The sequence below is a fragment of the Micromonospora sp. HNM0581 genome (assembly GCF_012726175.1).
In the GTDB taxonomy this organism is placed as follows: domain Bacteria; phylum Actinomycetota; class Actinomycetes; order Mycobacteriales; family Micromonosporaceae; genus Micromonospora.
In genome coordinates this window covers 1-25,596 of sequence record NZ_JAASAD010000013.1, presented here as the reverse complement: position 1 = coordinate 25,596, position 25,596 = coordinate 1, and the positions used below count along the sequence as shown (strand labels likewise).

The window sequence follows — 25,596 nt, the reverse complement described above, 5'->3', positions numbered from 1 at the left end:
GCTCAGGCGGCGGCGACGAAAACCCGGGAGGCGATTTCGCGGGGCAGTCGGACACTCTCGCCGGAACGGTCGATCGAGACGGCATCCCGCTCCTGCGCCACCGTCACCTTGGCGCCCGGGTCGACACCAGCGGCGTGTAGTTGTCGGAGCACCTCCGCGTCGGTCTGCACGCTCTCGCAGATTCGCCGGACGATGACCGTTCCGGTCAGACCCGGGAAGGCCAGATTGCGTTCGATGTCGGTGGCCTCGGGTTCGGGCTGACCGGGTGAGCCCCAGTCGTCCAGGCCCGGAATCGGGTTGCCGTACGGCGACCGAGTCGGACGGTTCAGCAGGTCGTAGACCCGCTTCTCCACCGCGTCGCTCATCACGTGCTCCCAGCGACAGGCCTCCTCGTGGGCCTCCTCGTAGGGCATGCCGATCACGTTGACGAGCAGTAGCTCGGCGAGCCGGTGCTTGCGCATCACCGAGACGGCGGTGCTGCGCCCCTGCTCGGTGAGGCTGAGGTGCCGGTCACCTTCGACAGTGAGCAGGCCGTCGCGTTCCATCCGGGCTACGGTCTGACTGACCGTGGGACCGCTCTGGTGCAGACGCTCGGCGATGCGGGCGCGCAGTGGAGGCACGCCCTCTTCCTCGAGTTCGAGGATCGTGCGCAGGTACATTTCGGTCGTATCGACCAGGTCGTGAGACTTCATGGTGTCAGCGGCCCTCCAGACGTCGATGGTACCCTCCCGGATCCCGGAGTCCGTCGCCGAACCCTCGGGCATGTCACTCATGGTGTTGACTGGCGCCATGTCCGCCACCGAAACACTTCTGGTCGAGGCAGGGCGGCTCGCCGCCGAGCTCGACGGCGAGGACCCGCCCACCCTGCTGGACGTGCGATGGCGTCTGGTCGGATCGCCCGGGCGGGACGACTACCTGGCCGGGCACCTACCGGGTGCGATCTTCGTCGACCTCGACACCGTGCTCTGTGGCCCACCCGGCCCGGCCGGACGGCACCCGCTCCCCGAACCGGCCGCACTGCAGGCGGCGTTGCGCGCGGCCGGCGTACGGGCCGCTCATCCGGTGGTGGTGTACGACGGCGGCGACGGGATGTCCGCGGCCCGGGCCTGGTGGACGCTTCGCTGGGCGGGGCACCGACCGGTCCGGCTGCTGCACGGCGGCTACCCGGCTTGGACGGCTGCCGGCCTCCCGGTGGGCACCGACCAACCCGCCGTGGCGCCGGGCGACGTGACAGTGGAACCCGGGGCCCTGCCGGTGCTGGACGCCGCCGCTGCCGCCCGTCTGGCGGCCGGGGACGGTGTCCTGATCGATGTACGGGCCGCACCGCGTTACCGGGGTGAGCACGAACCTATCGACCCGGTCGCCGGTCACATCCCGGGCGCGGTGAACCTGCCCGCACCCGAGTACGTCAGCCAGGGCCGCTTCCCGGCCGGCGAGACCCTGCGGAACCGCTTCGAGACGGCCGGCGTGACCGACGAGGTACCCGTCGGGGCGTACTGCGGCTCGGGCGTGACCGCGGCCCAGGCCGTGCTCGCGCTGCACCTGGCCGGCCGCACGGACGCCGCGCTCTATGTCGGCTCCTGGAGCAACTGGGTCGCCGACCCGGACCGACCGGTGGTCACCGGCCTGACGGCGGTGCCACCCGACGCCTGACCCGCCGAGCGGGTCAGCTCGCCGTCAACTCACCCCCGGCGAGCCGGTCGCCGGGCCGCCGACCTGCCCCCGTGCGACCATTGGCAGATGTCCGACGACACGGTGGTGGTGTGGGACGAGTCGCTGCTCGCCTACGACCTCGGTGACCACCCACTCGATCCGGTCCGGGTGGAGTTGACCATCGCCCTGGCGCGGGAACTGGGCGTCCTGCAACGGGCCGGGGTGCGGCTGGTGGCGCCGGCACCCGCCGACGATGCCCTGCTCACCCGGGTACACGACCCGCGTTACCTGGACGCCGTCCGGATCGCGCCCCGCGACCCGCTCTTCGCCGGGTTCGGTCTGGGCACTTCGGACAATCCCGTATTCGACCGGATGCACGAGTCCAGCGCGCTTGTCGCCGGAGCGAGCGTGACCGCAGCCGAGGCCGTGTGGCGGGGTACGGCCCGACGGGCGGTGAACGTCGCCGGCGGCCTGCACCACGCCATGCCCGCCCGGGCTGCCGGATTCTGCGTCTACAACGACCCGGCGGTGGCCATCGCCCGCCTGCTCGACCTGGGCGCCGAGCGCGTCGCGTACGTCGACGTCGACGTGCATCACGGTGACGGCGTACAGCAGATCTTCTGGGACGACCCCCGGGTACTGACCGTCAGCCTGCACGAGACCCCGCTCGCCCTGTTCCCGGGCACCGGCTTCCCGGACGAGACCGGCGGTCCGAACGCTGCGGGTACCGCGGTCAACATCCCGTTGCCGCCCGGCACCGACGACGCCGGCTGGCAGCGTGCCTTCCACGCGGTCGTACCGTCGGTGCTGCGGGCGTTCCGCCCACAACTGCTGTTCACCCAGTGCGGGGCGGACGCCCACCGAAGCGACCCCCTCGCCGACCTGCACCTGACGGTGGACGGGCAGCGCGTCACCTACCTCGCGCTGCGGGCGCTGGCCGACGAACTCTGCGACGGACGGTGGGTGGCCACCGGCGGTGGCGGGTACGCCCTGGTCGAGGTGGTTCCCCGAGCCTGGACGCACCTACTTGCGGTGGCCACCGGCCTGCCGCTGGACCCGGCGACGCTGACCCCGCCCGCCTGGCGGCAACTGGCCGCGGCCCGGCGGCCCGGCTTCGACGTGCCGCTACGGATGACCGACGACGTCGACCCGGGGTACGAACCGTGGCAGCCGACGGGGGAGCCGAGCCCCGTGGACCGAGCCGTCGCGGCGACCCGCAGGGCGGTTTTCCCGCTGCTCGGCCTCGATCCCCACGATCCGCGTGACTGACTGAGCCGGTAGGGGAGGGCCGTCCGAGGTGACCACAGCCGAACCAGCCGTGGACGTGTTGCTCAGCGACGGCAGCACCGTCCAGTTGCGGCCGATCGATCCATCCGACGCGCCCGAGATCGTGGCCATGCACTCCCGGTTCTCCGAGCGCACCCGCTACCTACGCTACTTCTCGCCGTACCCACGGATCCCGGAGCGGGATCTGCACCGCTTCGTCAACGTCGACCACCGCGACCGGGAGGCGTTCGTCATCTCGGCCGGCGACCGGATCGTCGCCGTGGGCCGGTACGAACGGCTCGGCCCGGCCGGGCCCGACGCCGAGGTGGCATTCGTCGTCGAGGACGCCTACCAGGGGCGGGGCATCGGCTCGGTGCTGATGGAGCATCTCGCCGACGCCGCGCGACGGGCCGGAATCGTCAACTTCGTGGCCGAGGTACTTCCGGCCAACGGGCAGATGCTGCGGGTCTTCGCCGACTTCGGTTACCAGATCCAGCGTCAGTTCGCCGACGGGGTGGTGCACCTCAGCTTCCCGATCATCCCCACCGAGGCGACCCTCGAGGTGCAGCGCGGCCGGGAACACCGTACCGAGGCACGGTCCATCGCCCGGCTGCTCGCCCCACGTGGCGTCGCCGTCTACGGTGCCAGTGCCACCGGTCAAGGCGTAGGGGCGGCGGTGCTCGGCCACCTGCGCGACGGCGGGTTCACCGGGTCGGTGGTTCCGGTGCACCCGGCCGCCGTACGGGTGGCCGGTCTGCCCGCGTACCGGTCGGCGGTCGACGCCGGGCTGCCGGTCGACCTGGCGGTGGTGGCGGTGCCCCCGGCCGCCGCGGCAGCGGTCGTCGCCGACGCCGCGGCGGCCGGGACACACGGCCTGGTGGTGATCTCCGCAGGCTTCGCCGAGGCCGGTGTCGACGGTGCCGCTTCGCAGCGGGCCCTCGTCCGCGCGGCCCACGCTGCGGGCATGCGGGTGATCGGCCCGAACTGTCTGGGGGTGGCCAACACCGACCCGGCGGTACGCCTCAACGCCACTCTCGCCCCGCGCCTGCCGGTGCCGGGGCGGGTGGGCATCTTCAGTCAGTCCGGCGCGTTCGGTGTGGCGCTGCTGGCCGAGGCGGACCGGCGTGGGCTCGGTCTGTCCAGCTTCGTCTCGGCCGGCAACCGGGCCGACATCTCCGGTAACGACCTGTTGCAGTACTGGCGGGACGACCCCGGCACCGACGTGATCATGCTGTACCTGGAGACCTTCGGTAACCCGCGCAAGTTCGCCCGGCTGGCCCGGCGGATCGGCCGCGACAAGCCGGTCGTGGCATTGGCCTCACCCGCCCGTCCGGCTGGCCCGGCTGATCTGACCGGCCCGGATGCCACCGCGGTCAGCGCGTTGTTCGCTCAGTCCGGAGTGATCAGGGTGGACACCGTCAGCGAACTGCTCGACGTCGGGGTGCTGTTGGCCAACCAGCCGCTGCCAACCGGTGACCGGGTCGGCGTGGTGGGCAACTCCTCGGCGCTGACCGGGCTGGCGGCGACTGCCTGCGCGGCCCAGGGGCTCACCGTCGCCGACGGCTACCCGCGGGACGTCGGGCCGAGGGCCAGCGCGGCCGAGTTCGCCGACGCACTGGCGGTCTCCGCCGCCGACGACGCGGTCGACGCACTGGTGGCGCTCTTCGCTCCGCCGCTGCCCGGCCAGTTCACCGGCACCGAAGCCGACCTCACCGCGGCTCTGCCCGCAGCCCTGTCCGGCGGCAAGCCGACGGTGGCCACCTTCCTCGTCGGCGGTGCACCGGCCGGGATGCCCTCCTACCCGAGCGCTGAGGAGGCGGTGCGGGCACTGGCTCGGGTCACCGCGTACGCACAGTGGCTTCGCCGGCCAACCGGAGCGTCCCCGGAACTTCCCGACATCGACGCTGCTGCGGCACAGGCGGCGCTACGTGCCGGCGACACCGACGTGACGGCGTTGCTGGCCGCCTACGGCATCGACGTGGTCGAGTCGGTGCCGGCCGGCACGGTCGACGAGGCCGTCGAGGTTGCCGCCCGGCTCGGATTCCCGGTGGCGCTCAAGGCCGCCGCAGCGGGGCTACGGCATCGCCTCGACCTTGGTGCGGTCCGCCTCGATTTGCCAGACTCCGTCGCCGTGCGTCGCGCCGGTACGGAGCTGGTGGCCACCTTCGGCGCCGACGTCCTGGTGCAGCCGATGGTGCCGCCGGGGGTGGCCTGCGTGGTGGAACTGGTCGAGGATCCGGCGTTCGGCCCGGTGGTCGGTTTCGGTCTGGGTGGGGTCGCCACGGAACTACTCGGCGACCGGGCGTGGCGGGCCGTACCGTTGACCGACCGGGACGCCGCCGAGCTTGTCGACGCGCCCCGGGCGGCCCCTCTGCTCCGTGGTCATCGCGGGGCCGCACCTGTCGACCGTGCCGCTCTGGCCGACCTGCTGCTGCGGGTCGGTCGCCTCGCCGACGAACAGCCCCGGGTCCGGGCGGTGACGCTGAATCCGGTGCTCGCCCGGCCCGATGGTCTGTCGGTACTGCACGCGGACGTGCGGGTCGGCTCGGCCGACGTCCCCCGACCCGACACCGGCCCCCGCCGCTTGTGAAAGGAAAGGCGACCACGACAGCTTCGCGTAACCGCCTATCGGTCCCCGGCGGTACCGCCGGGGACCGATAGGCGGGAAGCTCGCCTCAGCAGGCGTACGCCTCCAGTCGTTGCGCCCGCTCCGGGGCACGCAGCTTGAGCAGCGTCACCTTCTCGATCTGGCGGATCCGTTCCCGGGAGAGGCCGAACTCGCGGCCGACTTCGTCCAGGGTGCGCTGCCGTCCGTCGTCGAGGCCGAACCGCAGCCGGATCACGGCCTGCTCGCGCTGCGAGAGGGTGGCCAGCACGATGCTCACGTCGTTGCGTAGTTCGCCCTGGGCGGTGGCCTCACCCGGCCCGACGGTCGGGTCGGCGGCGACGAAATCACCGAGTGCGCTCTCACCGTCCTCGCCGACGGTCTGGTCCAGACTCACCGGCTCCCGGTCGTACGAGATCAGCTCGATGACCTGGAATTCCGGTACGTCGAGTGCACGGGCGACCTCGGCGACGGTGGGCTCCCGACCCAGCGACACCGCCAACTCCCGCCGAGCGCGGACCATCCGGTTCACCTGCTCGACCATGTGGACCGGGATGCGGATGGTGCGGGCCTGGTCGGCCATGGCGCGGGTGATGGCCTGGCGGATCCACCAGGTGGCGTAGGTGGAGAACTTGTAGCCCTTGGTGTAGTCGAACTTCTCGACGGCGCGGATGAGGCCGAGGTTGCCCTCCTGGATGAGGTCGAGGAAGGCCATGCCCCGACCCGTGTACCGCTTGGCGATGCTCACCACCAGGCGCAGGTTCGCCTCCAACAGGTGGTCCTTGGCTGCCCGGCCCTGTCGCGCGACCAGTTCCAGGTCTGCGCGTAGCTCTTCGGAGACCGGCGTGCAGGTGCGCAACTTCTCTTCGGCGAACAGGCCGGCCTCGATCCGCTTCGCCAGGTCCACCTCCTGCACGGCGGTGAGTAGCTTCGTCCGACCGATTCCGTTCAAATATGCCCGGACCAGGTCGGTGGAGACGCCGCGCTCGTCGGTGGCGTCCAGATCGGTCAGGGTGTCGACGCCGTGCTCCGCCTCGATGCCGGCGTGCGTCCGGTGCTCCATCATCTGCTGGGCCATTCCAGTTTCTCCCCGTGTCCACGTCCGTGCCGTGTCCGCCGGCCAGTTCCGCCGGTGACAAACAGCTTGGCGGTCGGGGCGTGAAACGGGAGTGAGGCGATCGGGGAACCGACAGTCGCTGAGTCGGTACTCGGCGCGGGGTGACCCGGCGGTTCGGTCGGCTCGGCTTGTCGGGGCCGGTTACGGTGCCAGCGGTCGGCTGTAGGGCCGGCTCACCAGCCCGGGTGCGGGCGATCGAGCAACGGAGGCATCAGTGGTGTTCAAGCGGCTCATGCAGGCGATGGGGGTCGGTGGCCCGTCGGTGGAGACGGTGCTGTCGAACCCGAACTGCCGGCCGGGCGGCCACCTGGAGGGCAGCATCGCGGTCACCGGTGGTGACCACGGGGTCGACGTGTCCTACGTGGCCCTGGGACTGCTTACCCGGGTGGAGGTGGAGAGCGGCGACAACGAGTACACCACCAATCAGGAGTTCCAACGCCAGCAGGTCACCGGTCCGTTCCGGCTGGAGGCGGGACAGCGTTACGACATCCCGTTCCGGTTCGACGTGCCGTGGGAGACCCCGCTCACCGAGCTGTACGGGCAGCACCTGCACGGTATGACGATGGGTCTGCGTACCGAACTGGAAGTGGCCCGTGCCGTGGACAAGGGTGACCTGGACGCGGTGGCGGTGCATCCGCTGCCGGCCCAGGAGCGACTGTTGGAGGCGCTGCTGAGGCTCGGTTTCCGGTTCTCGCGAGCCGATGTGGAGCGCGGGCACATCTACGGTGTCCACCAGACGCTGCCGTTCTACCAGGAGATCGAGTTCTATCCGCCACCGCAGTACGCGGGGGCGATGAAGCAGTTGGAGGTCACCTTCGTGACCGACCCCCGGCAGGTGCAGGTGGTACTGGAACTGGACAAGCGGGGCGGGCTTTTCACCGAGGGCCGCGACGTCTTCGGTCGCTTCGCCGTCGAGCACGCCTCGGCGGCCGACGCCGACTTCACCGCTCAGCTCGACGGCTGGCTCCGCCAGTCGCTGCAACGTCGCGGCCTCTTCGGCTGAACTGCGGTCCCGCGCCGTGTCCCGGCGGCAGTTGCGGAGCCGCACCCTTCAGTTGCGTCGGGGTTGGCACCGCAGGGGCTTCGAGTGAGGCGTGCGACCAGTGGTTGCGCTAGAGGTCGAGGAGGATGGTCCGGGGGCCGACGTTCACGCTCTCGACGAGCATGTGTGTGCGGAACCGGCCGGTCTCGACAGCTGCGCCGCGCTCGCGTAGCGCCCGGACCATCTCGTCGACGAGCGGCTCCGCCACATCGGCGGGGGCCGCTGCGGTCCAGGTCGGTCGGCGGCCCTTGCGGGCATCACCGTAGAGGGTGAACTGGCTGACCACGAGGATCGGCGCAGCCACCTCCGCTGCCGACCGCTCATCATCCAGGATGCGCAACTCGTACACCTTGCGGGCCATTGTCCGGGCGGTCTCCGGGGTGTCGGTGTGGGTGACACCGAGCAGCACCAGCAGTCCGTCGCGGACCGCGCCGACCACCTCGCCGTCGACGGTGACGCTGGCCCGGTCGACGGTCTGCACCACCGCCCGCATCAGCCGACCACCGGCGTGAGGAAGCCCCGTTCCACCAGATGCGCCACGATCGGACCGGCGGCTTCGGCCAACTCCCCGGTGGTGACGTCGTGGGCGACGGCGAGCAACGCCAACTGGTCCCGCAGCGGCAACCGCCCGTCGGACCCGCCCACCAGGGCCAGTACCAGCGGGTCGATCTCCTCGCTCCAGCGCAGCCCGTCGCGCAGGGCGAGGACCTGCCGGTCCACGCTCCAGCCGTCGGAGCTCATCGTCGCCTCCTGGTGCAGCTGGAGCCCGTCGGCGGCGCGGTAACGCGCGGCAAGCAGGCCCTCGGTGTCGTATCGTCGCAGCCAGTCCTGCCGGTCGAACCAGTCGGCGATCCGATCACCCATCGGTGGCTGCACCCGCTGGCGCAGATCCTCCACCCGCAGCACCGGGTCGTCGTGGCCGCTTCGACGCAGCGAGACGATGCCGAAACCGATCGCCTCGACCTTGTGCGCGTCGAACCAGTCGAGCCAGTCGGCCATTCGCTGCGGGTCCGTGGCCTCCCCGACGTCGGTGAGCCACAGGTTGACGTACGCCATCGGGTCGGCGACCTCACGCTGGACGACCCAGGCGTCCAGGCCGGTGCCGGTGAACCAGCCGGCGACCCGCTCGTCCCAGTCCTCACCGGCCACGTGTACCCAGTTCGCGAGGTACTGCATGGTGCCGCCCTCGGTGAGCAGGCCCGTGGCGGCGGCGGCCAGTTCGGCACCGATCGTGTCGCCGACCCGACCGGAGTCGCGGTAGACGTGGGTGGTGGTGCCCGGTCCGACCACGAAGGGCGGGTTGCTCACCACGAGGTCGAAACGCCGGCCGGCTACCGGAGCCACCAGGTCACCGTGTAGCAGTTCCCAGTCCTGGCCGTTGAGGGCGGCGGTGGTGGCGGCGAAGCGCAACGCCCGGCGGGACACGTCGGTGGCGGTGACCCGGCGGGCATGGGTGCCCAGGTGCAGTGCCTGTACGCCCGAGCCGGTACCCAGGTCCAGTGCGCTGTCCACCGGTCGCCGTACGGCTGCCCCGATCATCGTCTGGGTGGCGCCGCCGATGCCGAGCACGTGTTCGGCGTGTAGCGGGCGGCCTGGTCGAGCGCTGGCCGGCACGTCCGCGAGAACCCACCAGTCGTCGCCGTACGGCTCCAGATCCAGTCCCATCCGCAGCCCGTCGCCGTGTCGTTCGACAAGTCCGGCGTCGAGTGCGTCGGCGAGTGGCAGCGGAGCCAGCGCGGCGGCGACGGCGGCCTCCGGCTCGGTCTGTTCGCAGATGAAGATCCGGATCAGGGTGGCGAGTGGATCCTGGTCGGTGGTGGCGCGCAGCGCGGCCCGGAAGTCGTTGCGGGCAGCCCCACCGGTGGCCTGGGCGCCGAGCCGTTCGGCGATGCCGTTGGCGGTGAAGGCGGCCCGGGTCAACGCGGTCCGCAGGGCTTCGACCCCGGCGGGGGAGAGCAGCATGTCGTGTCCGTCCACACCATCATCCTGCCTGGTGGCACCGGCTTCGTGGACCACTGGCCGTGACATTGCCAATCAATCGAAGGAAATCTTTGTTATATCCATCGATCTACCGTTAGTCTCATGCCAACTCAGTCCAGGGTGCGGACCAACCGGCCAGAAGCCCGGTCGGCCGCCCAGGTAAGGGAGGCACGATGTCCTCAGGGTCCACCGCGCGGCGGCAGCTCATCCGGGCGCTCGCCGTCGTCGCCACCGCGGCGGCCGTCTCGGCGGCCGGCACCACCGCGGCGGTCGCCGCACCCACCGGCGAGATCCGTCACGCCGGCGCGTCGAACGCGGTAAGCGGTAGTTACCTGGTTGTCCTGCGCGCCGACGCCGTCGGTGTCGCTGGTTCGTCGACGGCCCGATCGGCCGTACCGAACCGGGCGACCGCCCTGGTCAAGAGGTACGGAGGCAGCGTCTCCGACACCTACAGTGCCGCGCTGACCGGCTTCGCGGCCAAGATGACCGCCACCCAGGCGGCCCGGCTCGCGGCCAACCCGGCCGTGGCCTACGTGGAGCAGGACCAAGCCATCTCGATCGAGGCCACCCAGACCAACCCGACCTGGGGTCTGGACCGCATCGACCAGCGGAACCGACCGCTCAGCGGTACCTTCACCTACCCGAACACCGCTTCGAACGTACGGGCGTACATCATCGACACCGGCATCCGGACCACCCACACCCAGTTCGGCGGCCGGGCCACCTGGGGCACCAACACGGTGGACAGGAACAACACCGACTGCAACGGTCACGGCACCCACGTCGCCGGCACCGTCGGTGGTTCGACCTACGGTGTGGCCAAGGGCGTAAGTCTGGTCGCGGTGAAGGTGCTCAACTGCTCCGGTGGCGGCACCACGACCAGCGTGGTCAACGGCGTGAACTGGGTGACCGCCAACGCGGTCAAGCCGGCCGTGGCGAACATGAGCCTGGGTGGCGGCGCCAGCACCTCCATCGACAACGCCGTGGCCAACTCGATCGCCTCCGGTGTCAGCTACGCGGTCGCAGCGGGAAACTCGAACGCCAACGCCTGCAACTACTCGCCGGCCCGGACCTCGACCGCGATCACTGTCGGCTCGACCACCAGCACCGACGCCCGCTCCTCCTTCTCCAACTACGGCTCCTGCGTACACATCTTCGCGCCGGGCTCCAGCGTGCTGTCCGCGTACCACACGAGCAACAGCGCCACCAGCACGCTCAGCGGCACCTCGATGGCCTCGCCACACGTGGCGGGCGCAGCCGCTGTGGTGCTGGGCGCCAACCCGTCCTACACGCCGGCGCAGGTCAAGAGCTACCTGATCAACAACGCCACCACCGGCGTGGTGACCAGCGCGGGCACCGGCTCGCCGAACCGCCTGCTGTTCGTGGTCAACTGACCCCCGACTGATCGATCGGCCCGGCGGACGGCACCAACCGACCGCCGGGCCGTGTCGTGTCGCGCGTCGGCGGCCCAAAGCGGTGCCGGCGCGTCAGGCAGCAGCTCGCGCCGTGCCCGGACGGACAACCCCGGGATGGGTGTCGGCGCCCGCCCCGACGCCGGGTGAGGGCAGGATGTGGGCATGACGCTCGCACTGCCCATTGACCCGGAGGCGAACCGGCTCCTGACCCGCGATCCCTTGGCCCTGTTGATCGGCATGGTTCTCGACCAGCAGGTTCCGATGGAGAAGGCATTCTCCTCACCGTACGTGCTGGCTCAGCGGCTCGGACACGATCTGGACGCCGCAGAGCTCGCCGGCTTCGACCCGGAGGCCCTGGTGGGCGTCTTCGCGCAGCCACCTGCGCTGCACCGCTTTCCCAAGGCGATGGCGGCCCGGGTGCAGGAGGTGTGCCGAGTGCTGGTCGAGCGCTACCACGGTGATGCCGCCCAGCTCTGGGCGGACCCGACCGACGGCGGTGATCTGCTTGGGCGGCTCACCGCTCTGCCCGGATTCGGTCGGCAGAAGGCCCAGATCTTCCTTGCGCTGCTCGGTAAACGGTTCGGGGTGCAGCCGCCGGGGTGGCGGGAGGCGGCCGGACACTACGGTGATGCGGGTGCTCACCGGTCCGTCGCCGATGTGACCGATGCCGAGTCGCTTCGCCTCGTACGGGATTACAAGCAGCAGATGAAGGCGGCAGCGAAGTCTGGTGCGAGCGGAGACTGACCGGGCTGTCAGCCCAGGTGGCCCAGCGCACCCTGCGTGACGAAGCCCGTGGTCACGAACCTCGTCGCCCGCCCGGTTGCGGTGGCAGGATGGGAATCCGACCCCCGGAGGAGGTGAGACGGGTGAAGCGGCAGGCTTATCAGCCGATTCTCATTACCGACGCCGCGCGCAGCCAGAATGATCAACTGACCAGCCGGCAGCGGCGTTACGTCGTGATGATGGGTGTCCGCGTCGTCTGTGTGATCCTCGGCGCGATCCTGGTCGGCGTGCAGGCACCGCTGCTCTGGCTCTGGCTGCCTCTGGTCGCGCTGGGAATGGTTCTCATCCCGTGGCTCGCGGTGTTGCTGGCGAACGACCGGCCGCCCAAGGAGCACCACCGCTTGGCCAACCGCTTCTCGTCGCGCTCGGCCACCGAGGCGGCGCCGCCGCCGATGAGCGTGGCCGCCGAGGAGCGACCGCACAAGATCATCGACGCGGAGCCCTGATCCACCGGAGCGGCGGTCACCCTGCCGGGCGGGCACCGACCTGCGCCACGGCTGCGGCACCGAGGCCAGCGGCCCGGGCCAGGGCGGCATCGCATGTCGCCCCGGCCAGCCAGGCGCGTAGCAGGCCCGCCGCGAAGGCGTCGCCCGCTCCGGTCACATCCCGCACCGCCACCCGACGTGCCGACGAGGTGACGACCGTGGCGTTCCGGTCGGCCCAGACCGCGCCGGCACCGCCGCACTTGACCACCACCCGGCGGGCCACCGCGGCAAGCGCCCTGCCCTGCGCCGCCGGTTCCATCGCACCGGCCAGCACTGTCGCCTCGTCGACGTTGACCAGCAGCAGGTCGACGTCGCGTACCCAGTTCAGGAAGGTCGCCGGCCCGACCGCCCGCAGCGGTGCCGCAGAGGCCGCGTCGACACTCGTGGTGAGGCCGTGTTCCCGGGCGCCAGCCAGCGCTCGCCGCCCGGCCGGCCGTGAGTCCGCGTCCAGCAGGGCGTACCCGGACAGGTGCAGATGCGTCGCGTCCGGCGCATCGGCCAACGCCGCGTCCACGTGGTCGGGACGCAGCCGGGCGTTCGCCCCCCGCTCGGTGATCATCGTGCGTTCGTTGCCCGCCGTCAGCACGATGACCGTGCCGGTGGCGGACCCGGCGACCCGCTGCACCACACAGTCCACCCCGGCGGCGACCAGTTCGGCCACCCGGTCACGGCCGGCGTCGTCGTCACCGACGGCGCCGACGAGGGTCACCGGTACGCCTTGGGCAGCCAGCCAGGAGGCGGTGTTGGCCGCCTGTCCGCCCCCGGTGGACCTGATCGCCGCCGGGGTGTCGGAGCCGGGCGCCAGCGGGCCGGAGAGCACCGCCACCACGTCCGTGACCACGTCACCGACGACCAGGACGCGGCCGGAGGTGCCGTTGCCTGCGCGACGCGACGCGTCGCCGGTCCCGGTTTCGGTCACGTCGACGCAACGGCGTGACGCCGGGCGGCGGCGACCGCGATCCGGGCGGCCAGGTCCGCGTTACGCAGGATGATCCGGACGTTCACCGCGAGGCTGGCGCCCTGGGTCGCCGAATGGAAGTGGGACAGCAGGTACGGCGTGACGGCCTTACCGGTGACCCCGTCGCGTTCCAGCAGGGCGAGGCCCTCGGTGAGCGTACGGTCGTGCAGGTCCGGATCGAGCTGTTCGTCGGTTGGTAGCGGGTTGGCGACGATCAGCCCACCGTGGTGTGCCCGGTGCTGCCCGCGGGCGGCCAGCACGTCGGCGACCCGCTCGGGGGAGTCGACCGACCAGTCGAGGTCGAAGCCGCTGTCGGTGACGAAGAAGCCGGGGAAGCGGCGGGACCGGTAGCCGACCACGGACACGCCGAGGGTCTCCAACCGTTCCAGGGTGGCGCCCACGTCGAGGATCGACTTGACCCCGGCACAGACCACCGCGATCGGTGTACGCGCCAGGGTGACCAGGTCGGCGGACTCGTCGAAGGTCTGCGCTGCCTCTCGGTGCACCCCGCCGAGCCCGCCGGTGGCGAACAGGCCGATTCCCGCCGTGGCCGCCACCGCACTGGTCGCGGCCACGGTGGTCGCTCCGTCCGCTCCGGTGGCGGCTGCCGGAGCGAGGTCGCGTACGGAGAGTTTGGTCACCCCGTCGGCGGTGGCCAGCCGGGTCAGTTCGGTGTCGTCGAGACCGACCACCAGTTCGCCGGCGATCATGCCGATGGTGGCCGGTACCGCGCCGGCGTCCCGGACGGCTTGTTCGATCTGCCGGGCCACTCGGAGATTGTCCGGTCGGGGTAGTCCGTGCGAGACGATAGTGCTCTCCAGGGCGACCACCGGACCCTGCTCGCGCAGTGCCTGGGCCACCTCGGTGCCGTAGCGAAGATGAAAGTCCGTCACAACCGCTCACCGTACGCCCAACGAGCGGGTCACCTCAGGTGGACCGGCTGAGGGTGACCTGCCAGACTTGTCGGTCGGAGGTGCAGACGTGACTACACAGGTCCTCGAACGTCCCGAGCTGAAGGACGCCGACACTGGTCCGGAGATGTTCCACTACGTCCGGAAAGAGAAGATCGCTGAAAGTGCCGTCATGGGCACCTTCGTCGTGGCGCTGTGCGGGGAAACCTTCCCGGTGACGAAGACACCCAAACCGGGTTCGCCGGTCTGCCCGAAGTGCAAGGAGATCTACGACTCGTACCGCGAGTGAAGCGTTCCCACCCGGTCGCTCGCCTGACCTGCGGCGGTGACCACCTCCACCGCCCAGGTCTCGGCTGACCTGGCGGAGTCGTGGTCTTCCCCGCCCCCGGCGTATGCGCGGCGGTACCCCAGCGGCTCGACCTCTTCGACGGTCGACGGTCTCGTCGCCGTACCCCGGCGGCGGAACCGGCCGGCGGCATCCCCGCGACGGGTGTGGCGTCGCGTGGGCGGCACGGCGGTCGCTGGTTATGCTGAGTCGGCCTTCGCCGCTCGGCTGCGCGGAGGCATTTTCGTGCGGCGACCGCCGCGCCCCCGGCCCCCGGTCCGGGCCTGTGGCCGGGCCATCCCGGGTGGCCGGAGAGGAGCGAACGCGTGGCAGTCCGCACGCCGGTGCTGGAGACGTTCCCGTCTTTGCGCGCCTGGCAGCGCAAGGCGCTGGTGGAGTACCTACGCCGTCGGGCCGACGACTTCACCGCCGTCGCCACCCCTGGCGCCGGAAAGACCACCTTCGCCCTGCGGATCGCCGCCGAACTGCTCGCCGACGGCAGCGTCGACGCGGTCACCGTGGTCGCGCCGACGGAGCACCTGAAGACCCAGTGGGCCGAGGCGGCGGCCCGGGTGGGCATCCAGCTCGACGCCGCCTTCCGCAACGCGGACCTGCACTCCTCGGCCGACTTCCACGGTGCCGTGGTCACCTACGCCCAAGTCGGGATGGCACCCCAGGTGCACCGGCGGCGCACCATGACCCGGCGGACCCTGGTCATCCTCGACGAGATTCACCACGCCGGAGACTCGCGTACCTGGGGCGACGGAGTGAAGGCAGCCTTCGAACCCGCCGTACGCCGACTGATGCTCACCGGCACCCCGTTCCGGTCCGACGACCACCCCATCCCGTTCGTCAGCTACGAGCGGGGCGGCGACGGTCTGCTCCGCTCCCGAGCCGACTCGGTGTACGGCTACAGCGACGCGTTGCGTGACGGTGTGGTGCGGCCGGTGTTGTTCCTGGCCTACTCGGGGGAGACCCGCTGGCGGACCAACGCCGGAGAGGAACTGTCGGCCCGGTTGGGCGAACCGATGACGCAGGATCTGATCGCCCAGGCCTGGCGTACCGCCCTGGATCCGGCGGGCGACTGGATGCCGCAGGTGCTGCGGGCGGCAGACGCCAGGCTGACCGTACTGCGGGAGGCGGGCATGCCCGACGCGGGTGGGCTCGTCATCGCCAGCGACCAGCAGTCGGCCCGCTCGTACGCCAGGCTCATCGAGCAGGTGACGGGAGAGCGGGCAGCGGTGGTGCTCTCCGACGACGCGGGCGCCTCAGCCCGGATCGCGAACTTCGCGGCGTCCGAGCAACGGTGGCTGGTCGCGGTGCGGATGGTGTCCGAAGGCGTGGACATCCCCCGGCTGGCTGTCGGTGTGTACGCGACGAGTGCCAGCACCCCGTTGTACTTCGCGCAGGCCATCGGGCGTTTCGTTCGGGCCCGACGACCGGGGGAGACCGCGTCGGTCTTCCTGCCCAGCGTGCCGCATCTGCTCGGCCTGGCCAGCGAGATGGAAGCCGAGCGGGACCACGTACTCGGCAAACCCAAGGACCGTGAAGGTTTCGACGACGAACTGCTGGACCGGGCCCAACGCGACGAGCAGGCCAGCGGTGAACTGGAGAAGCGTTTCGCCGCGTTGTCCGCCACGGCGGAGCTGGATCAGGTGATCTTCGACGGGGCTTCGTTCGGGACCGCCGCCCACGCCGGCACTCCCGAGGAGGAGGAGTACCTGGGTCTGCCGGGGCTGCTCACCTCGGAACAGGTGGCCTCGCTGCTCGCCAAGCGGCAGGCAGAACAACTCGCCGCCCAGCGACGTCGGGCGACCGAGCGGCGGACCGATCCGGCCACCGTACCCGCGCCCGCACCGCCGCCACCGATGAGCGCCGCCCAGCGGCGGGTGGCACTACGCCGGCAACTGAACGCTCTGGTCGCCGCGCAGCACCACCGTACCGGCCAGCCCCACGGAAAGATCCACGCCGAGCTGCGCAGGATCTGTGGGGGACCTCCGAGCGCCCAGGCGACGATCGAACAACTCGAAGAACGCATCGCCACCGTGCAGACCCTCTGATCGTCCCGACCCGCTCTGCGAAAGCGGTAGGGGACGAGTGGCGCACGGGTACACGTAGCCGGCCGGAGACGTCCTGTGGACGTCTCCGGCCGGCTTATGTGGGTTACTGGACCGTCAGTTGGCCAGCAGGTCGGCGCCGCGCCAGGTGAACTCCGGATCCGTCGCGTACCGCACAGTGATCTTGACTAGATCCTCGGCGTACTTGTTGGCATGGTGTCCACAGAACACCAGCTCACTGCCACCCGCCAGGGTGATCCGGAGCTTGCCGGCGGCATTGCAGCGGTCGCACCGTTCATCGGCGGCCGGGGGGCTCACCGTTTCGGGCGGCGGCGTGAGGGTCGGGGTCATCGCCTTCCTCCTCTGGTCGTCACCGATGAACACTCTCTTCGGTCTTGGTCACCTATCGTGCAACACCCTTGTCGGGCCTCGCCTTCCCTGTGTGCCCCCGGGGGACCGAGGTCACACCCGGCACGGACAGTGTGCCGTGCACCCAGGGTGCCACGTCAACGATCACATTCGTGCAACCACCTGATCACCATCCGACCTTGTACACCAAGTGACCAAAACGGCACGATCGGTTGACGGTTGCGGATCAGTCGAGGTAGTCGCGGAGCACCTGGGAGCGGGAGGGATGCCGGAGCTTGGACATCGTCTTCGACTCGATCTGCCGGATCCGCTCGCGGGTCACCCCGTAGACCTGACCGATCTCGTCCAGGGTGCGCGGTTGCCCGTCGGTGAGCCCGAAACGCAGACGTACCACACCGGCCTCACGCTCGGACAACGTCTGAAGCACCTGCTGAAGTTGGTCCTGAAGCAGGGAGAACGAGACCGCGTCGACGGCGACCACGGCCTCCGAGTCCTCGATGAAGTCGCCGAGCTGACTGTCGCCCTCGTCACCGATGGTCTGGTCGAGCGAGATGGGCTCCCGGGCGTACTGCTGGATCTCCAGCACCTTCTCCGGTGTGATGTCCATCTCCTTGGCCAGCTCCTCCGGGGTGGGCTCCCGGCCCAGGTCCTGAAGAAGCTCGCGCTGTATCCGGCCCAGCTTATTGATCACCTCGACCATGTGGACCGGGATGCGGATGGTGCGGGCCTGGTCGGCCATGGCGCGGGTGATGGCCTGGCGGATCCACCAGGTGGCGTAGGTGGAGAACTTGTAGCCCTTGGTGTAGTCGAACTTCTCGACGGCGCGGATGAGGCCGAGGTTGCCCTCCTGGATGAGGTCGAGGAAGGCCATGCCCCGACCCGTGTACCGCTTCGCCAGCGAAACGACCAGGCGGAGGTTCGCCTCCAGCAGGTGGTTCTTGGCCCGCTCGCCGTCTCGGGAGATCCACAGCAGGTCACGCTGCATGTCCCGGACGAGTTTCTCCTCGCCCTCCTCGGCCGCCCGTAGCCGTTCTGCGGCGTAGAGCCCGGCCTCGATCCGTTTGGCCAGCTCCACCTCCTGCTCGGCGTTGAGTAGCGGAACCTTGCCGATCTGCTTGAGGTAGGCCCGGACCGAGTCCGCCGACGCGGTCAGCTCGGCGTCCCGGCGCGCCTGCTTCAGCGCCTCGGACTCCTCGTCGTCCCACTCGAAGTCGTTGTCGGTGGCGGAGCTCGCCGCGTCGGCCGCGGCAGCCTGGGCCAGCTCCGCCGGCTCCTCGACCACGACATCCTCGATCTCTGCGGCGAGTTCCTCGGGATTAACCTCGCCGTCGGCGGTCTCACCCTCGGCGCCCTTGGCCGGCTTCGCCGCGGCAGCCACGGTGGCCTTGGTGGCTCGGGTGGACTTCTTCGCCGGCGCGACGGTATCGGCAGCCACACCCGCAGCGGGACCGGAAGCCCTGCGTGAGGTCGCCTTCCGTGGCGCGGGTGCCGGTGCCTCGTCGGCTGCGGGCGCCTGCTTGGGTGCGGGTGCGGCGGCTGCCTTCTTGGTGGTCTTGGCGGTGGTGGCCCGGGACGCGGGGGTGGCGGACCGGGCGGCGGCGACCCGTCGGCGGGTGCTGGCCGAGCCGTCGACCACGACGGTCACCCCGGCGTCGGAGAGCGCGCGCAAGATCTTCTTGGCCTGGGCCGGAGTCACCTCTGCTGACTCGACGGTGCGCGCGAGCTGGGCCGACGTGAGCTGGCCGCCAGCGCTCTGCGCGTGGGCGATCAAGGTGTCGGTGAGCGAGCGAACGTCGGCGCCGGTCTGGCGGGGTTCTGTCACGAATGACCTTCCGGAGGCGAAGAGCGAGCACGGCCGGGTTCGTCCGATGCAGCATGGGGCACCGCACCGGGCGATGTGGTTGAGGAACCCCCGTGTCCCGGGCCGGCCGGCTGTCGGGCGGCCCGTGGCGCGTGGGCAGGGGTGAATTGTAACGCCGTCTGCAGCGATCATCCTGCGCCGCACGGCTGATCGACGGCCGGGACCACCGATTCGGTGCGCTTTTGGACTTTGTAAGGATGATACCCGCACGAAAGCCGGATACCTGGCCGTGCGGGAAGGGAACGGAAATGGAGCGCTCGGCGCCACCGCCACCACAGCTGCTGGAGATCGCGATCGAGGTGGCCCGGAACGCGGCGGCCACCGCGTTCCGGATGCGCACCGAGGGAGTCTCCGTCGCGGCGACCAAGAGCACCGTCACCGACGTGGTGACCGCGGCCGACCGGGCCGTGGAGCGACAGATCACCGCCGAACTGCGCCGGCTGCGACCAGCCGACACCGTGCTGGGTGAGGAGTACGGGGCCGCTGCGGGCGACGACGACCACCGTTCCCGGGTACGGTGGATCATCGATCCGATCGACGGCACCGTCAACTACCTGTACGGCCTGACGCACTGCGCGGTGTCGATCGCCGCCGAGGTGGACGGCGAGGTGGTGGCCGGTGTGGTGCGGAACATCCACACCGGCGAGGAGTGGACCGCAACCGTCGACGGGGGTGCCTGGCGCGAGGGTCGACGGCTGCGCTGCTCCGCCGAGACCGATCTCGGTCACGCGCTGGTGATCACCGGTTTCGGCTACGCTGCCGCCCGACGGGTCCACCAGGCCCGGGTGCTCACCGAACTGATCCCGCACGTTCGCGACATCCGCCGCCTCGGCGCCGCCGCCATCGATCTCTGCCTGGTCGCCGAGGGGCGGGCCGACGCGTACTACGAGAAGGGCCTGGCCGTCTGGGACCAGGCCGCAGGCGCGCTGGTGGCTACCGAGGCCGGTCTTCGGGTCGGTGGGCTCAACGGGCTGCCCCCGGGGCCGGAGCTGGTCATCGCGGCCCCACCAGCACTGTTCGACGCGTTGCATGACCGGCTGGCCGCCCTGGACGCCTCAGGCGGCCCCTGACGCCGCCGAATGTCCGTACGGCCACCCGGCGGCCCGGATGTCAGCCGTCGACCGGCATCGGGCAGGAGCCGGGCGGAGCGACCGGGGCACCCAGATCGCCGAGTGACTGGTTGACCTCGGTGGTGGTGGCCAACTGCTGGAAGCTGCCGCCCAGCACCACGTCGACGACGTCGTCCTCCCGCTCGGGGTCGTACTCCAACCCGGCGTTGCCGAGGAAGTACGCCCGCAGCAGGTGCGCCGAGCCGACTCCCTTCGGCCCGTACCGCAGGACCGCCACATCGTCGATCTTCTTCTTCTGGGTGGCTTCCTCCTGCACCTGGAAGTCGCGGTTGCGGAAGTCGCCCCCGACGTCGGCGGCCAGCCCAGGGCGGTCCGTGCCGTTCAGCACGTTGATCTTCACATCTTTGTGATCGCGCAGGGTGACGTCGGCGCGCGGCCAGTCGTCCGGACAACCCTCGCCGATGCCGGCATTACTCTGGGTGTCCCGGACCAGGGCCACGATCACGAACACCAGGGCGACCACCGCCAGCATGCCGACGACAACGAGTGCTCGCACTCGCGCAAAGCTCATCAGGGCACTCCCGGGCAGTGGTGGGTGGCGGCGGCCGGCGATCGGGCCGTTCCGTCGGCCGCCGGGTACGCCGCTGAGGTTAACGGGTGTCCGACCGTCGCGTGGAAACAGTCCGACATGCCGGCGCGCCACCGGCGAACGGGGTAGTACTACCCCTATCTTCGTGTCGCCTGAGTCACATTGGGAACAACTTCCCGTGCAGGGGCGTACATCTCAGCCACGAGGGCGGTATACATGCCTCGCCCAAAGGGGGGGTAGGGTTCCGCGCTCGCCGGGGAGATCCTCTGGCGGTCTGGTCCGAGCGGTCGTCGGGTCAGGTGGCCGACACTAACGGTAGACGGCCAGCGGAACCGAAACAGCGTCGTCCGGCGTTACAACCGGAAGCGACAACATCGAAATGGGAGAGTGAAACCGATGGCCACCGACTACGACGCTCCGCGCCGCGACGAGGTCGACCTCGGCGAGGACAGCCTGGAAGAGCTCAAGGCCCGGCGTGTCGACTCGCAGTCGGGCGCCGTGGACGTCGACGAGGCCGAAGTGGCTGAGAGCTTCGAGTTGCCCGGTGCCGACCTCGCCGACGAGGAACTGACGGTGAAGGTGCTACCGATGCAGCAGGACGAGTTCCGCTGTGCCCGTTGCTTCCTGGTGCACCACCGCAGCCAGCTCGCGGTGGAACGCAACGGCGAGCTGATCTGCCGAGAGTGCGTCTGACCGCAGGCGACGACCACGACCACGGCGGCGACTCCCCAGTGGAGTCGCCGCCGCCCGGCTCGGCGAGCGCAATGCCGCGCGACCTGGTTGACTCGACAGCCATGAGCGAGCGAATCGGCGGGCTCGACGCCGTGGTGCGGTCATGAACGATGACGACAGGCCGGCCGGCGGCCGGGACGAGCTGGGGCAGACCGTCGCGGCACTCACCGCCGACGAGATCGAGCCGGCGAGACGGCGTCAGCTGCTCACCCGGCTGGTCGGGCAGGCTCGGGCCCGGGGGATCGGCGACCTGTTCAAACCGAGGGCCGCGCTGCGCTGGATGGTGGACACGGTCGCGGAGATCGCCCCGCACGTACCGGTCCGCGACCTGGCCACCCTGCATCGACACTTCCCCGGGCTGACCGACGAGGAACTGGCCGACCGGCTGGTCCGCAACGCGTCCCGGGCGACGGCAGGAGTCGGCGCTGCCGGTGGGGGAGCCTCGGCGGTGCAGTGGACCGTGACCCCGACCCTGCTGTCCGCGCCGGTACTGCTCGCCGCCGAAACGGTCGCGGTGGTGGCGGTGGAGCTGAAGTTGACAGGCGAGCTGCACGAGGTCTACGGCGTACCACTGCCAGCCGGCGGCACCGAACGGACGATCGCGTTGGTGCAGGCCTGGGCCAGTCAGCGCGGGGTCAACCCGATGATGCCGGGCGTCGGGGTGGGCGCCGTACTGGGCACGGCCGCCCGCAACGAACTGCGGGACACCCTGCTCAAGCGCTTCGGCCGTAACCTCACCACGCTGGGCCCCTTCCTCACCGGAGCCGCGGTGGCGAGCTACCTGAACCGCAGGGCCACCCGGACGTTGGCCGACCAGCTCCGCGTCGACCTGCGACGGCAACGGCGCAGCCTGCCCGGCCCGTCGTGACCGCAGGCTGCGCCAGCCCCACCGAGGCCGACCGCAACTACGGTCGCCCGGTGCCAGCTCCGATCAGCGTGCCGCGTCGCGGGCGGCCAGCAGGGCTTCGGCCAGCTCGACCGGGTGCCGGGAACTGACCACCCAGAACGGCGTGGGGTCGGCCGGATCGTCCAGGACGACCTGGACGGCACCGGGAATCCACGGGCGTTGGACGACGAACGCCAGCGGATCGGCACCGACACCGAGCACCTCGCGCCGTCCGTCGGCGTCGAGCGCGACGGCATCCGCGACGAACCGGACAGGCAGCCGGGCGTCGTCGACAAGCAACTCCGCGTCGGTCACCGCGACCCGGATCCGACCCAGCCAAGCCAGCCCGGCGACAGCGGCCGGCAGCAGCACCGCGAACGGGAGCCAGGCGCGGACGCCGGCCCCGCCCATCCACACCTCCACTGCGATCACGGCGGCGGCCACGAGCCCCGCGAGCCACAACCACCAGGGCAGTCGCAGCCGTTCGGCGTAACCCTGGGGCGCCGAGACGGACGAAGGTGACGATGACCGGCTCACTCGTGCCAGGGTACGGCGCGGCGGCGCCCGGGCACCGGGCAGGATGACAGGGTCACCCCCAGCGGAACGGACGAAAGAGGGACATCGTGACGGACGTGGTGCCCGTGCAGGTCCGGCGGCTCGACCCGGAGCTGCCGATGCCGACGTACGCCCACCCCGGTGACGCCGGTGCCGACCTGGTGGCGGCCACCGACGTGGAGCTGTCACCCGGGGATCGCGCGCTGGTGCCGACCGGTGTGGCGGTCGCCCTGCCCGAGGGGTACGTGGGACTGGTCCATCCTCGATCGGGGCTCGCCGCGAGACTCGGCGTGACGGTACTCAACGCGCCCGGTACGGTCGACGCCGGCTACCGGGGTGAGATCATGGTCAACCTGATCAACCACGATCGGACCGCGTCGGTGAGGATCTCCCGCGGCGACCGGATCGCGCAGCTGATCGTGCAGCGGGTGGAGCGGGCGATCTTCCAGCCGGTGGCCGAGCTGCCTGCGTCCGGACGAGGGACCGGCGGGCACGGCTCCACCGGCGGGCACGCCGGGCTGGTACCGCCGCCGGCCACGGACGGCGCGAACGGAAAAGAGGGCACCGTGAGTGCGAACAGCGGAGGTTGGACGCAGTGATCTTCTCCCGAAAGCGGGCCGCGGGACGGCACGCCCATGACGAGCGGGCCACGAACGTGGCCGGGACCACCGAGGGCACCCCGTCGGGCCCGGTGGAGCCGGCGCGTGGGCCGTACGACGTCACTGAGGCCCCGGCCGGGGTGCAGCGGCTCGACCTGGGCAGCCTCCAGATCCCGGCGGTGCCCGAGGTCGAGGTGCGGGTGCAGGCCGACCAGCAGGGGGTGGTCCAGCAGGTCGTGCTGGTGCACGGCCAGAGCGCCCTGCAGCTCGGTGTCTTCGCCGCCCCGCGCTCCGAGGGCATCTGGGACGAGGTACGTGAGGAGATCCGTCAGTCGCTGTTCACCGACGGCGCCGCCGCGCAGGAGGTCACCGGCGAGTACGGCACCGAGTTGCATGCCCGGGTACGCACCGAGGACGGCCTGACCGACCTACGGTTCGTCGGCGTCGACGGCCCGCGCTGGATGGTCCGCGCGGTCTACCAGGGTGCGGCGGCCACCGATCCGTCCGCTGCCGGTCCGTTGGCCCACTGCCTCGACGGGTTGGTCGTCGACCGGGGTGTGGAGGCCAAGCCGGTACGCGAGCCGCTGCCGTTGCGGTTGCCACGCGAGGTAGGCGAGCAGGCCGCAGCGTCCGACCCGGCCGCCGGACAGGCCGACACGGTGCCGGCGCCCGGTAAACGCTGACCGGTCGGCTGCGTGCCCGGCCCACCCGCTGGGCACTTCCTGGTGCGCCGGGAGCGTTTGGTCCGGCGTACGCTGGCGGGTGCCGTTGCGGCAGTGGTGCGGCGGCGGTGACTTACGGTGCCGGCCGGCGTGGAGAGGGTGACGCGGAGCTGATGACCACCGACGAGGGTCGGGGTTCGCTGCGGCGGATGCTGCGACGGCTGACCGCGAGCGAGGCGGAGATAGAGGCGCAGCAGTTGCAGCGGGACAGCGCCCGCTGTGGCGCGGTCCCGATGCTGCAATGTGGGCGGGGGCAGGTGGTGTCGGTGAGTGGCCGGCTGCGTACCGTGGTCTACACCCCTCGGACGAACCTGCCGGCGCTGGAGGCGGACCTCTACGACGGTAGTGACGTCGTGACCCTGGTCTGGCTCGGGCGGCGGCACATCGTCGGCATCGAGCCGGGCCGGCACCTGACCGCCCGGGGGCGGATCGCGGTGCGCGACGACCGCAAGGTGATCTACAACCCGTACTACGAGCTGGAGCCGTCGAAGTGAAGCTGCGGGCGTTGCGGATGGACAGCGGGCGATGACGACCGGACAACAGCCGGCGACCCAGCCGGAGACCGGGCCGGCGGACGAGGAACGACTGCCCACCGTCGCCGAGCAGATGGCCGACCAGCTCGGCGGTTGGCGGGGGTTGGCCGAGTCCAGCATCCCGGTGGTGGTCTTCGTGATCGCCAACGTCATCGCAGGGCTGCGCCCTGCCGTGATCGCGTCGGTGACGGTGGCGCTGCTGATCGGCGGGCTGCGGCTGGCGCAGCGCCGGCCGGTGCGGCATGCGGTCAACGGCCTGTTCGGCATCGGGATCGGCGCGGCCATCGCCTGGCGTACCGGCGACGCCCGCGACTTCTACCTGCCAGGGATCCTCTACGGCATCGGCTATGGCCTGGCGCTGCTGGTCTCGGCGGTGATCCGGCAACCGTTGGTCGGCTGGATCTGGTCGGTGCTGGTGGCCAAGGGCAGCTCCCAGTGGCGAGACGACCCGCTGCTCGTCCGCACCTTCACCAGGCTGACCGTGCTCTGGGGGGCGGTCTGGCTGGCCAAGGTGGGTGTGCAGGCCGCCATCTACCTGGCGGCCCGCCGATTCGACCAGCTCGGCGACGAGGCCGCCGCCGCCGACATGGAGACCGCCCTCGGGGTGGCCCGGCTGGCCCTGGGCTATCCGCCGTACGTGCTGCTTCTGCTGATCACGGTCTGGGTGGTGCGGCGGGTGGCCCGGGAGCGCCGGGCGGATCCGCTGGCGAGCTGAGCTACCGCCAGGTGCGGGCGGAGGTGCCGGGGCTGTCCCGATGAGCGGCCCCGACACCTCCGAACCGATGTTCACTCTGCTTTCACGTTCTGGCTGGTGGTGCTCGCACGTGCCGTCGAGACCAACCGGGCCGGCCGGCACCAGCTCCGTACGCGGTACCGCTGTGGCGGCTTACGCGCAGTGGGCACCGACCGCCAGCGCTGATCGGGCGCTGATCAGCTCGCCCTAGGTGACTGGTGTTAAACGCGGGTCGATCGGTCGGTGGTCTGTTCAGCCCGTGTGTTGACGGCTCGTTGGTTGGCGTGAAGGGGGTAGTCGCTGGGCTGGCTGATCGGTGGTTCGGCGGGCGGCTGTGGGGCTGAGGGGCT

26 protein-coding genes are annotated in these 25,596 nt (G+C 70.8%); 16 read left to right on the top strand and 10 right to left on the bottom strand.

Going from position 1 to position 25,596, the window contains the following annotated elements; translation table 11 throughout:
• Positions 1–2: 2 nt before the first annotated feature.
• Positions 3–692, bottom strand: coding sequence for a metal-dependent transcriptional regulator (locus HCA58_RS16310; protein WP_169598697.1), 690 nt, complete (start codon positions 690–692; stop codon positions 3–5).
• Positions 693–789: 97 nt separating this feature from the next.
• Between HCA58_RS16310 and HCA58_RS16305 the strand changes: the two genes are divergently transcribed.
• From HCA58_RS16305 to HCA58_RS16295, 3 genes are all read left to right on the top strand, one after another.
• Positions 790–1,653: a sulfurtransferase gene (locus HCA58_RS16305; protein WP_169598696.1), complete on the top strand. Its 864-nt coding sequence runs from the start codon at positions 790–792 to the stop codon at positions 1,651–1,653.
• Between the two features lie 87 nt (positions 1,654–1,740).
• Positions 1,741–2,922 (top strand): acetoin utilization protein AcuC, encoded by a 1,182-nt coding sequence (locus HCA58_RS16300; RefSeq protein WP_169598695.1) that lies wholly within the window; start codon positions 1,741–1,743, stop codon positions 2,920–2,922.
• A gap of 28 nt (positions 2,923–2,950) precedes the next feature.
• Positions 2,951–5,509, top strand: a complete 2,559-nt coding sequence (locus HCA58_RS16295; RefSeq protein ID WP_169598694.1) for a bifunctional GNAT family N-acetyltransferase/acetate--CoA ligase family protein — start codon at positions 2,951–2,953, stop codon at positions 5,507–5,509.
• A gap of 85 nt (positions 5,510–5,594) precedes the next feature.
• Here HCA58_RS16295 and sigB read toward each other — a convergent pair whose 3' ends face one another.
• On the bottom strand, positions 5,595–6,602 hold the full coding sequence (gene sigB / locus HCA58_RS16290; RefSeq protein ID WP_169598693.1) for an RNA polymerase sigma factor SigB: 1,008 nt from the start codon (positions 6,600–6,602) through the stop codon (positions 5,595–5,597).
• 253 nt (positions 6,603–6,855) lie between these two features.
• On the opposite strand from sigB, the gene HCA58_RS16285 reads away from it, so the two are divergent.
• Positions 6,856–7,644: a sporulation protein gene (locus HCA58_RS16285; RefSeq protein WP_169598692.1), complete on the top strand. Its 789-nt coding sequence runs from the start codon at positions 6,856–6,858 to the stop codon at positions 7,642–7,644.
• 109 nt (positions 7,645–7,753) lie between these two features.
• Here the strand turns inward: HCA58_RS16285 and dtd are convergent, their stop codons facing one another.
• Both dtd and HCA58_RS16275 read right to left on the bottom strand, forming a co-directional pair.
• Positions 7,754–8,176 carry a D-aminoacyl-tRNA deacylase gene (gene dtd, locus HCA58_RS16280; RefSeq protein WP_169598691.1) on the bottom strand — a complete coding sequence of 141 codons (423 nt, stop codon included), beginning with the start codon at positions 8,174–8,176 and terminating at the stop codon, positions 7,754–7,756.
• Entirely contained in the window at positions 8,176–9,660 is a 1,485-nt protein-coding gene (locus tag HCA58_RS16275) for a methyltransferase (RefSeq protein WP_346776009.1), read from the bottom strand. The genes dtd and HCA58_RS16275 overlap by 1 nt, the downstream gene beginning before the upstream one ends.
• A 176-nt stretch (positions 9,661–9,836) precedes the next feature.
• Between HCA58_RS16275 and HCA58_RS16270 the strand changes: the two genes are divergently transcribed.
• The 3 genes from HCA58_RS16270 to HCA58_RS16260 all read left to right on the top strand — a co-directional run bounded on the left by HCA58_RS16270 (position 9,837) and on the right by HCA58_RS16260 (position 12,307).
• Positions 9,837–11,057: a S8 family peptidase gene (locus HCA58_RS16270; protein ID WP_169598690.1), complete on the top strand. Its 1,221-nt coding sequence runs from the start codon at positions 9,837–9,839 to the stop codon at positions 11,055–11,057.
• A 183-nt stretch (positions 11,058–11,240) separates the two neighbouring features.
• On the top strand, positions 11,241–11,822 hold the full coding sequence (locus tag HCA58_RS16265) for an HhH-GPD-type base excision DNA repair protein (RefSeq protein ID WP_169598689.1): 582 nt from the start codon (positions 11,241–11,243) through the stop codon (positions 11,820–11,822).
• A 122-nt stretch (positions 11,823–11,944) separates the two neighbouring features.
• A complete protein-coding gene (locus tag HCA58_RS16260; protein WP_169598688.1) occupies positions 11,945–12,307 on the top strand; it encodes a DUF3099 domain-containing protein in 363 nt (120 codons plus the stop codon).
• 16 nt (positions 12,308–12,323) lie between these two features.
• On the opposite strand, the gene HCA58_RS16255 is transcribed toward HCA58_RS16260, so the two are convergent.
• Both HCA58_RS16255 and HCA58_RS16250 read right to left on the bottom strand, forming a co-directional pair.
• A complete protein-coding gene (locus HCA58_RS16255) occupies positions 12,324–13,265 on the bottom strand; it encodes a PfkB family carbohydrate kinase (RefSeq protein WP_169598687.1) in 942 nt (313 codons plus the stop codon).
• Entirely contained in the window at positions 13,262–14,197 is a 936-nt protein-coding gene (locus tag HCA58_RS16250) for a pseudouridine-5'-phosphate glycosidase (protein WP_169598686.1), read from the bottom strand. The genes HCA58_RS16255 and HCA58_RS16250 overlap by 4 nt, the downstream gene beginning before the upstream one ends.
• Before the next feature lie 88 nt (positions 14,198–14,285).
• On the opposite strand from HCA58_RS16250, the gene HCA58_RS16245 reads away from it, so the two are divergent.
• The gene (locus HCA58_RS16245; RefSeq protein WP_169598685.1) at positions 14,286–14,504 is read left to right on the top strand and encodes a DUF3039 domain-containing protein; all 219 of its coding nucleotides are present in this window, start codon (positions 14,286–14,288) and stop codon (positions 14,502–14,504) included.
• 362 nt (positions 14,505–14,866) lie between these two features.
• Positions 14,867–16,600, top strand: a complete 1,734-nt coding sequence (locus HCA58_RS16240; protein ID WP_169598684.1) for a DEAD/DEAH box helicase — start codon at positions 14,867–14,869, stop codon at positions 16,598–16,600.
• A gap of 114 nt (positions 16,601–16,714) precedes the next feature.
• Here HCA58_RS16240 and HCA58_RS16235 read toward each other — a convergent pair whose 3' ends face one another.
• Positions 16,715–16,948, bottom strand: a complete 234-nt coding sequence (locus HCA58_RS16235; RefSeq protein WP_169598683.1) for a hypothetical protein — start codon at positions 16,946–16,948, stop codon at positions 16,715–16,717.
• 244 nt (positions 16,949–17,192) lie between these two features.
• Positions 17,193–18,788 (bottom strand): RNA polymerase sigma factor, encoded by a 1,596-nt coding sequence (locus tag HCA58_RS16230; RefSeq protein ID WP_169598682.1) that lies wholly within the window; start codon positions 18,786–18,788, stop codon positions 17,193–17,195.
• 287 nt (positions 18,789–19,075) lie between these two features.
• Here HCA58_RS16230 and HCA58_RS16225 point away from each other — a divergent pair, with 287 nt between their 5' ends.
• Entirely contained in the window at positions 19,076–19,897 is an 822-nt protein-coding gene (locus tag HCA58_RS16225; RefSeq protein WP_169598681.1) for an inositol monophosphatase family protein, read from the top strand.
• Positions 19,898–19,937: 40 nt separating this feature from the next.
• Here the strand turns inward: HCA58_RS16225 and HCA58_RS16220 are convergent, their stop codons facing one another.
• Entirely contained in the window at positions 19,938–20,453 is a 516-nt protein-coding gene (locus HCA58_RS16220) for a LytR C-terminal domain-containing protein (protein WP_346776013.1), read from the bottom strand.
• A 429-nt stretch (positions 20,454–20,882) separates the two neighbouring features.
• Here HCA58_RS16220 and HCA58_RS16215 point away from each other — a divergent pair, with 429 nt between their 5' ends.
• The gene (locus HCA58_RS16215) at positions 20,883–21,179 is read left to right on the top strand and encodes a DUF4193 domain-containing protein (RefSeq protein WP_007075406.1); all 297 of its coding nucleotides are present in this window, start codon (positions 20,883–20,885) and stop codon (positions 21,177–21,179) included.
• A 142-nt stretch (positions 21,180–21,321) separates the two neighbouring features.
• A complete protein-coding gene (locus HCA58_RS16210) occupies positions 21,322–22,086 on the top strand; it encodes a hypothetical protein (RefSeq protein WP_169598679.1) in 765 nt (254 codons plus the stop codon).
• Between the two features lie 63 nt (positions 22,087–22,149).
• On the opposite strand, the gene HCA58_RS16205 is transcribed toward HCA58_RS16210, so the two are convergent.
• Positions 22,150–22,641 carry a DUF3093 domain-containing protein gene (locus HCA58_RS16205; protein ID WP_169598678.1) on the bottom strand — a complete coding sequence of 164 codons (492 nt, stop codon included), beginning with the start codon at positions 22,639–22,641 and terminating at the stop codon, positions 22,150–22,152.
• A gap of 86 nt (positions 22,642–22,727) precedes the next feature.
• Between HCA58_RS16205 and dut the strand changes: the two genes are divergently transcribed.
• From dut to HCA58_RS16185, 4 genes are all read left to right on the top strand, one after another.
• On the top strand, positions 22,728–23,258 hold the full coding sequence (gene dut / locus HCA58_RS16200; protein ID WP_169598677.1) for a dUTP diphosphatase: 531 nt from the start codon (positions 22,728–22,730) through the stop codon (positions 23,256–23,258).
• A complete protein-coding gene (locus HCA58_RS16195; protein ID WP_169598676.1) occupies positions 23,255–23,941 on the top strand; it encodes a DUF3710 domain-containing protein in 687 nt (228 codons plus the stop codon). Before dut ends, HCA58_RS16195 begins: the two co-directional genes overlap by 4 nt.
• A gap of 152 nt (positions 23,942–24,093) precedes the next feature.
• A complete protein-coding gene (locus tag HCA58_RS16190) occupies positions 24,094–24,474 on the top strand; it encodes an OB-fold nucleic acid binding domain-containing protein (protein ID WP_169598790.1) in 381 nt (126 codons plus the stop codon).
• 31 nt (positions 24,475–24,505) lie between these two features.
• Entirely contained in the window at positions 24,506–25,228 is a 723-nt protein-coding gene (locus tag HCA58_RS16185; RefSeq protein ID WP_169598675.1) for a DUF3159 domain-containing protein, read from the top strand.
• Positions 25,229–25,596 lie beyond the last annotated feature (368 nt).

Excerpts from the sequence above, each read along its gene's own strand:
- HCA58_RS16310 (WP_169598697.1), bottom strand. The coding sequence starts at position 692 with ATGAAGTCTCACGACCTGGTCGATACGACCGAAATGTACCTGCGCACG.
- HCA58_RS16305 (WP_169598696.1), top strand. The coding sequence starts at position 790 with ATGTCCGCCACCGAAACACTTCTGGTCGAGGCAGGGCGGCTCGCCGCC.
- HCA58_RS16300 (WP_169598695.1), top strand. The coding sequence starts at position 1,741 with ATGTCCGACGACACGGTGGTGGTGTGGGACGAGTCGCTGCTCGCCTAC.
- sigB (WP_169598693.1), bottom strand. The coding sequence starts at position 6,602 with ATGGCCCAGCAGATGATGGAGCACCGGACGCACGCCGGCATCGAGGCG.
- dtd (WP_169598691.1), bottom strand. The coding sequence starts at position 8,176 with ATGCGGGCGGTGGTGCAGACCGTCGACCGGGCCAGCGTCACCGTCGAC.
- HCA58_RS16270 (WP_169598690.1), top strand. The coding sequence starts at position 9,837 with ATGTCCTCAGGGTCCACCGCGCGGCGGCAGCTCATCCGGGCGCTCGCC.
- HCA58_RS16265 (WP_169598689.1), top strand. The coding sequence starts at position 11,241 with ATGACGCTCGCACTGCCCATTGACCCGGAGGCGAACCGGCTCCTGACC.
- HCA58_RS16235 (WP_169598683.1), bottom strand. The coding sequence starts at position 16,948 with ATGACCCCGACCCTCACGCCGCCGCCCGAAACGGTGAGCCCCCCGGCC.
- HCA58_RS16225 (WP_169598681.1), top strand. The coding sequence starts at position 19,076 with ATGGAGCGCTCGGCGCCACCGCCACCACAGCTGCTGGAGATCGCGATC.
- HCA58_RS16215 (WP_007075406.1), top strand. The coding sequence starts at position 20,883 with ATGGCCACCGACTACGACGCTCCGCGCCGCGACGAGGTCGACCTCGGC.
- HCA58_RS16210 (WP_169598679.1), top strand. The coding sequence starts at position 21,322 with ATGAACGATGACGACAGGCCGGCCGGCGGCCGGGACGAGCTGGGGCAG.
- HCA58_RS16190 (WP_169598790.1), top strand. The coding sequence starts at position 24,094 with ATGACCACCGACGAGGGTCGGGGTTCGCTGCGGCGGATGCTGCGACGG.
- HCA58_RS16185 (WP_169598675.1), top strand. The coding sequence starts at position 24,506 with ATGACGACCGGACAACAGCCGGCGACCCAGCCGGAGACCGGGCCGGCG.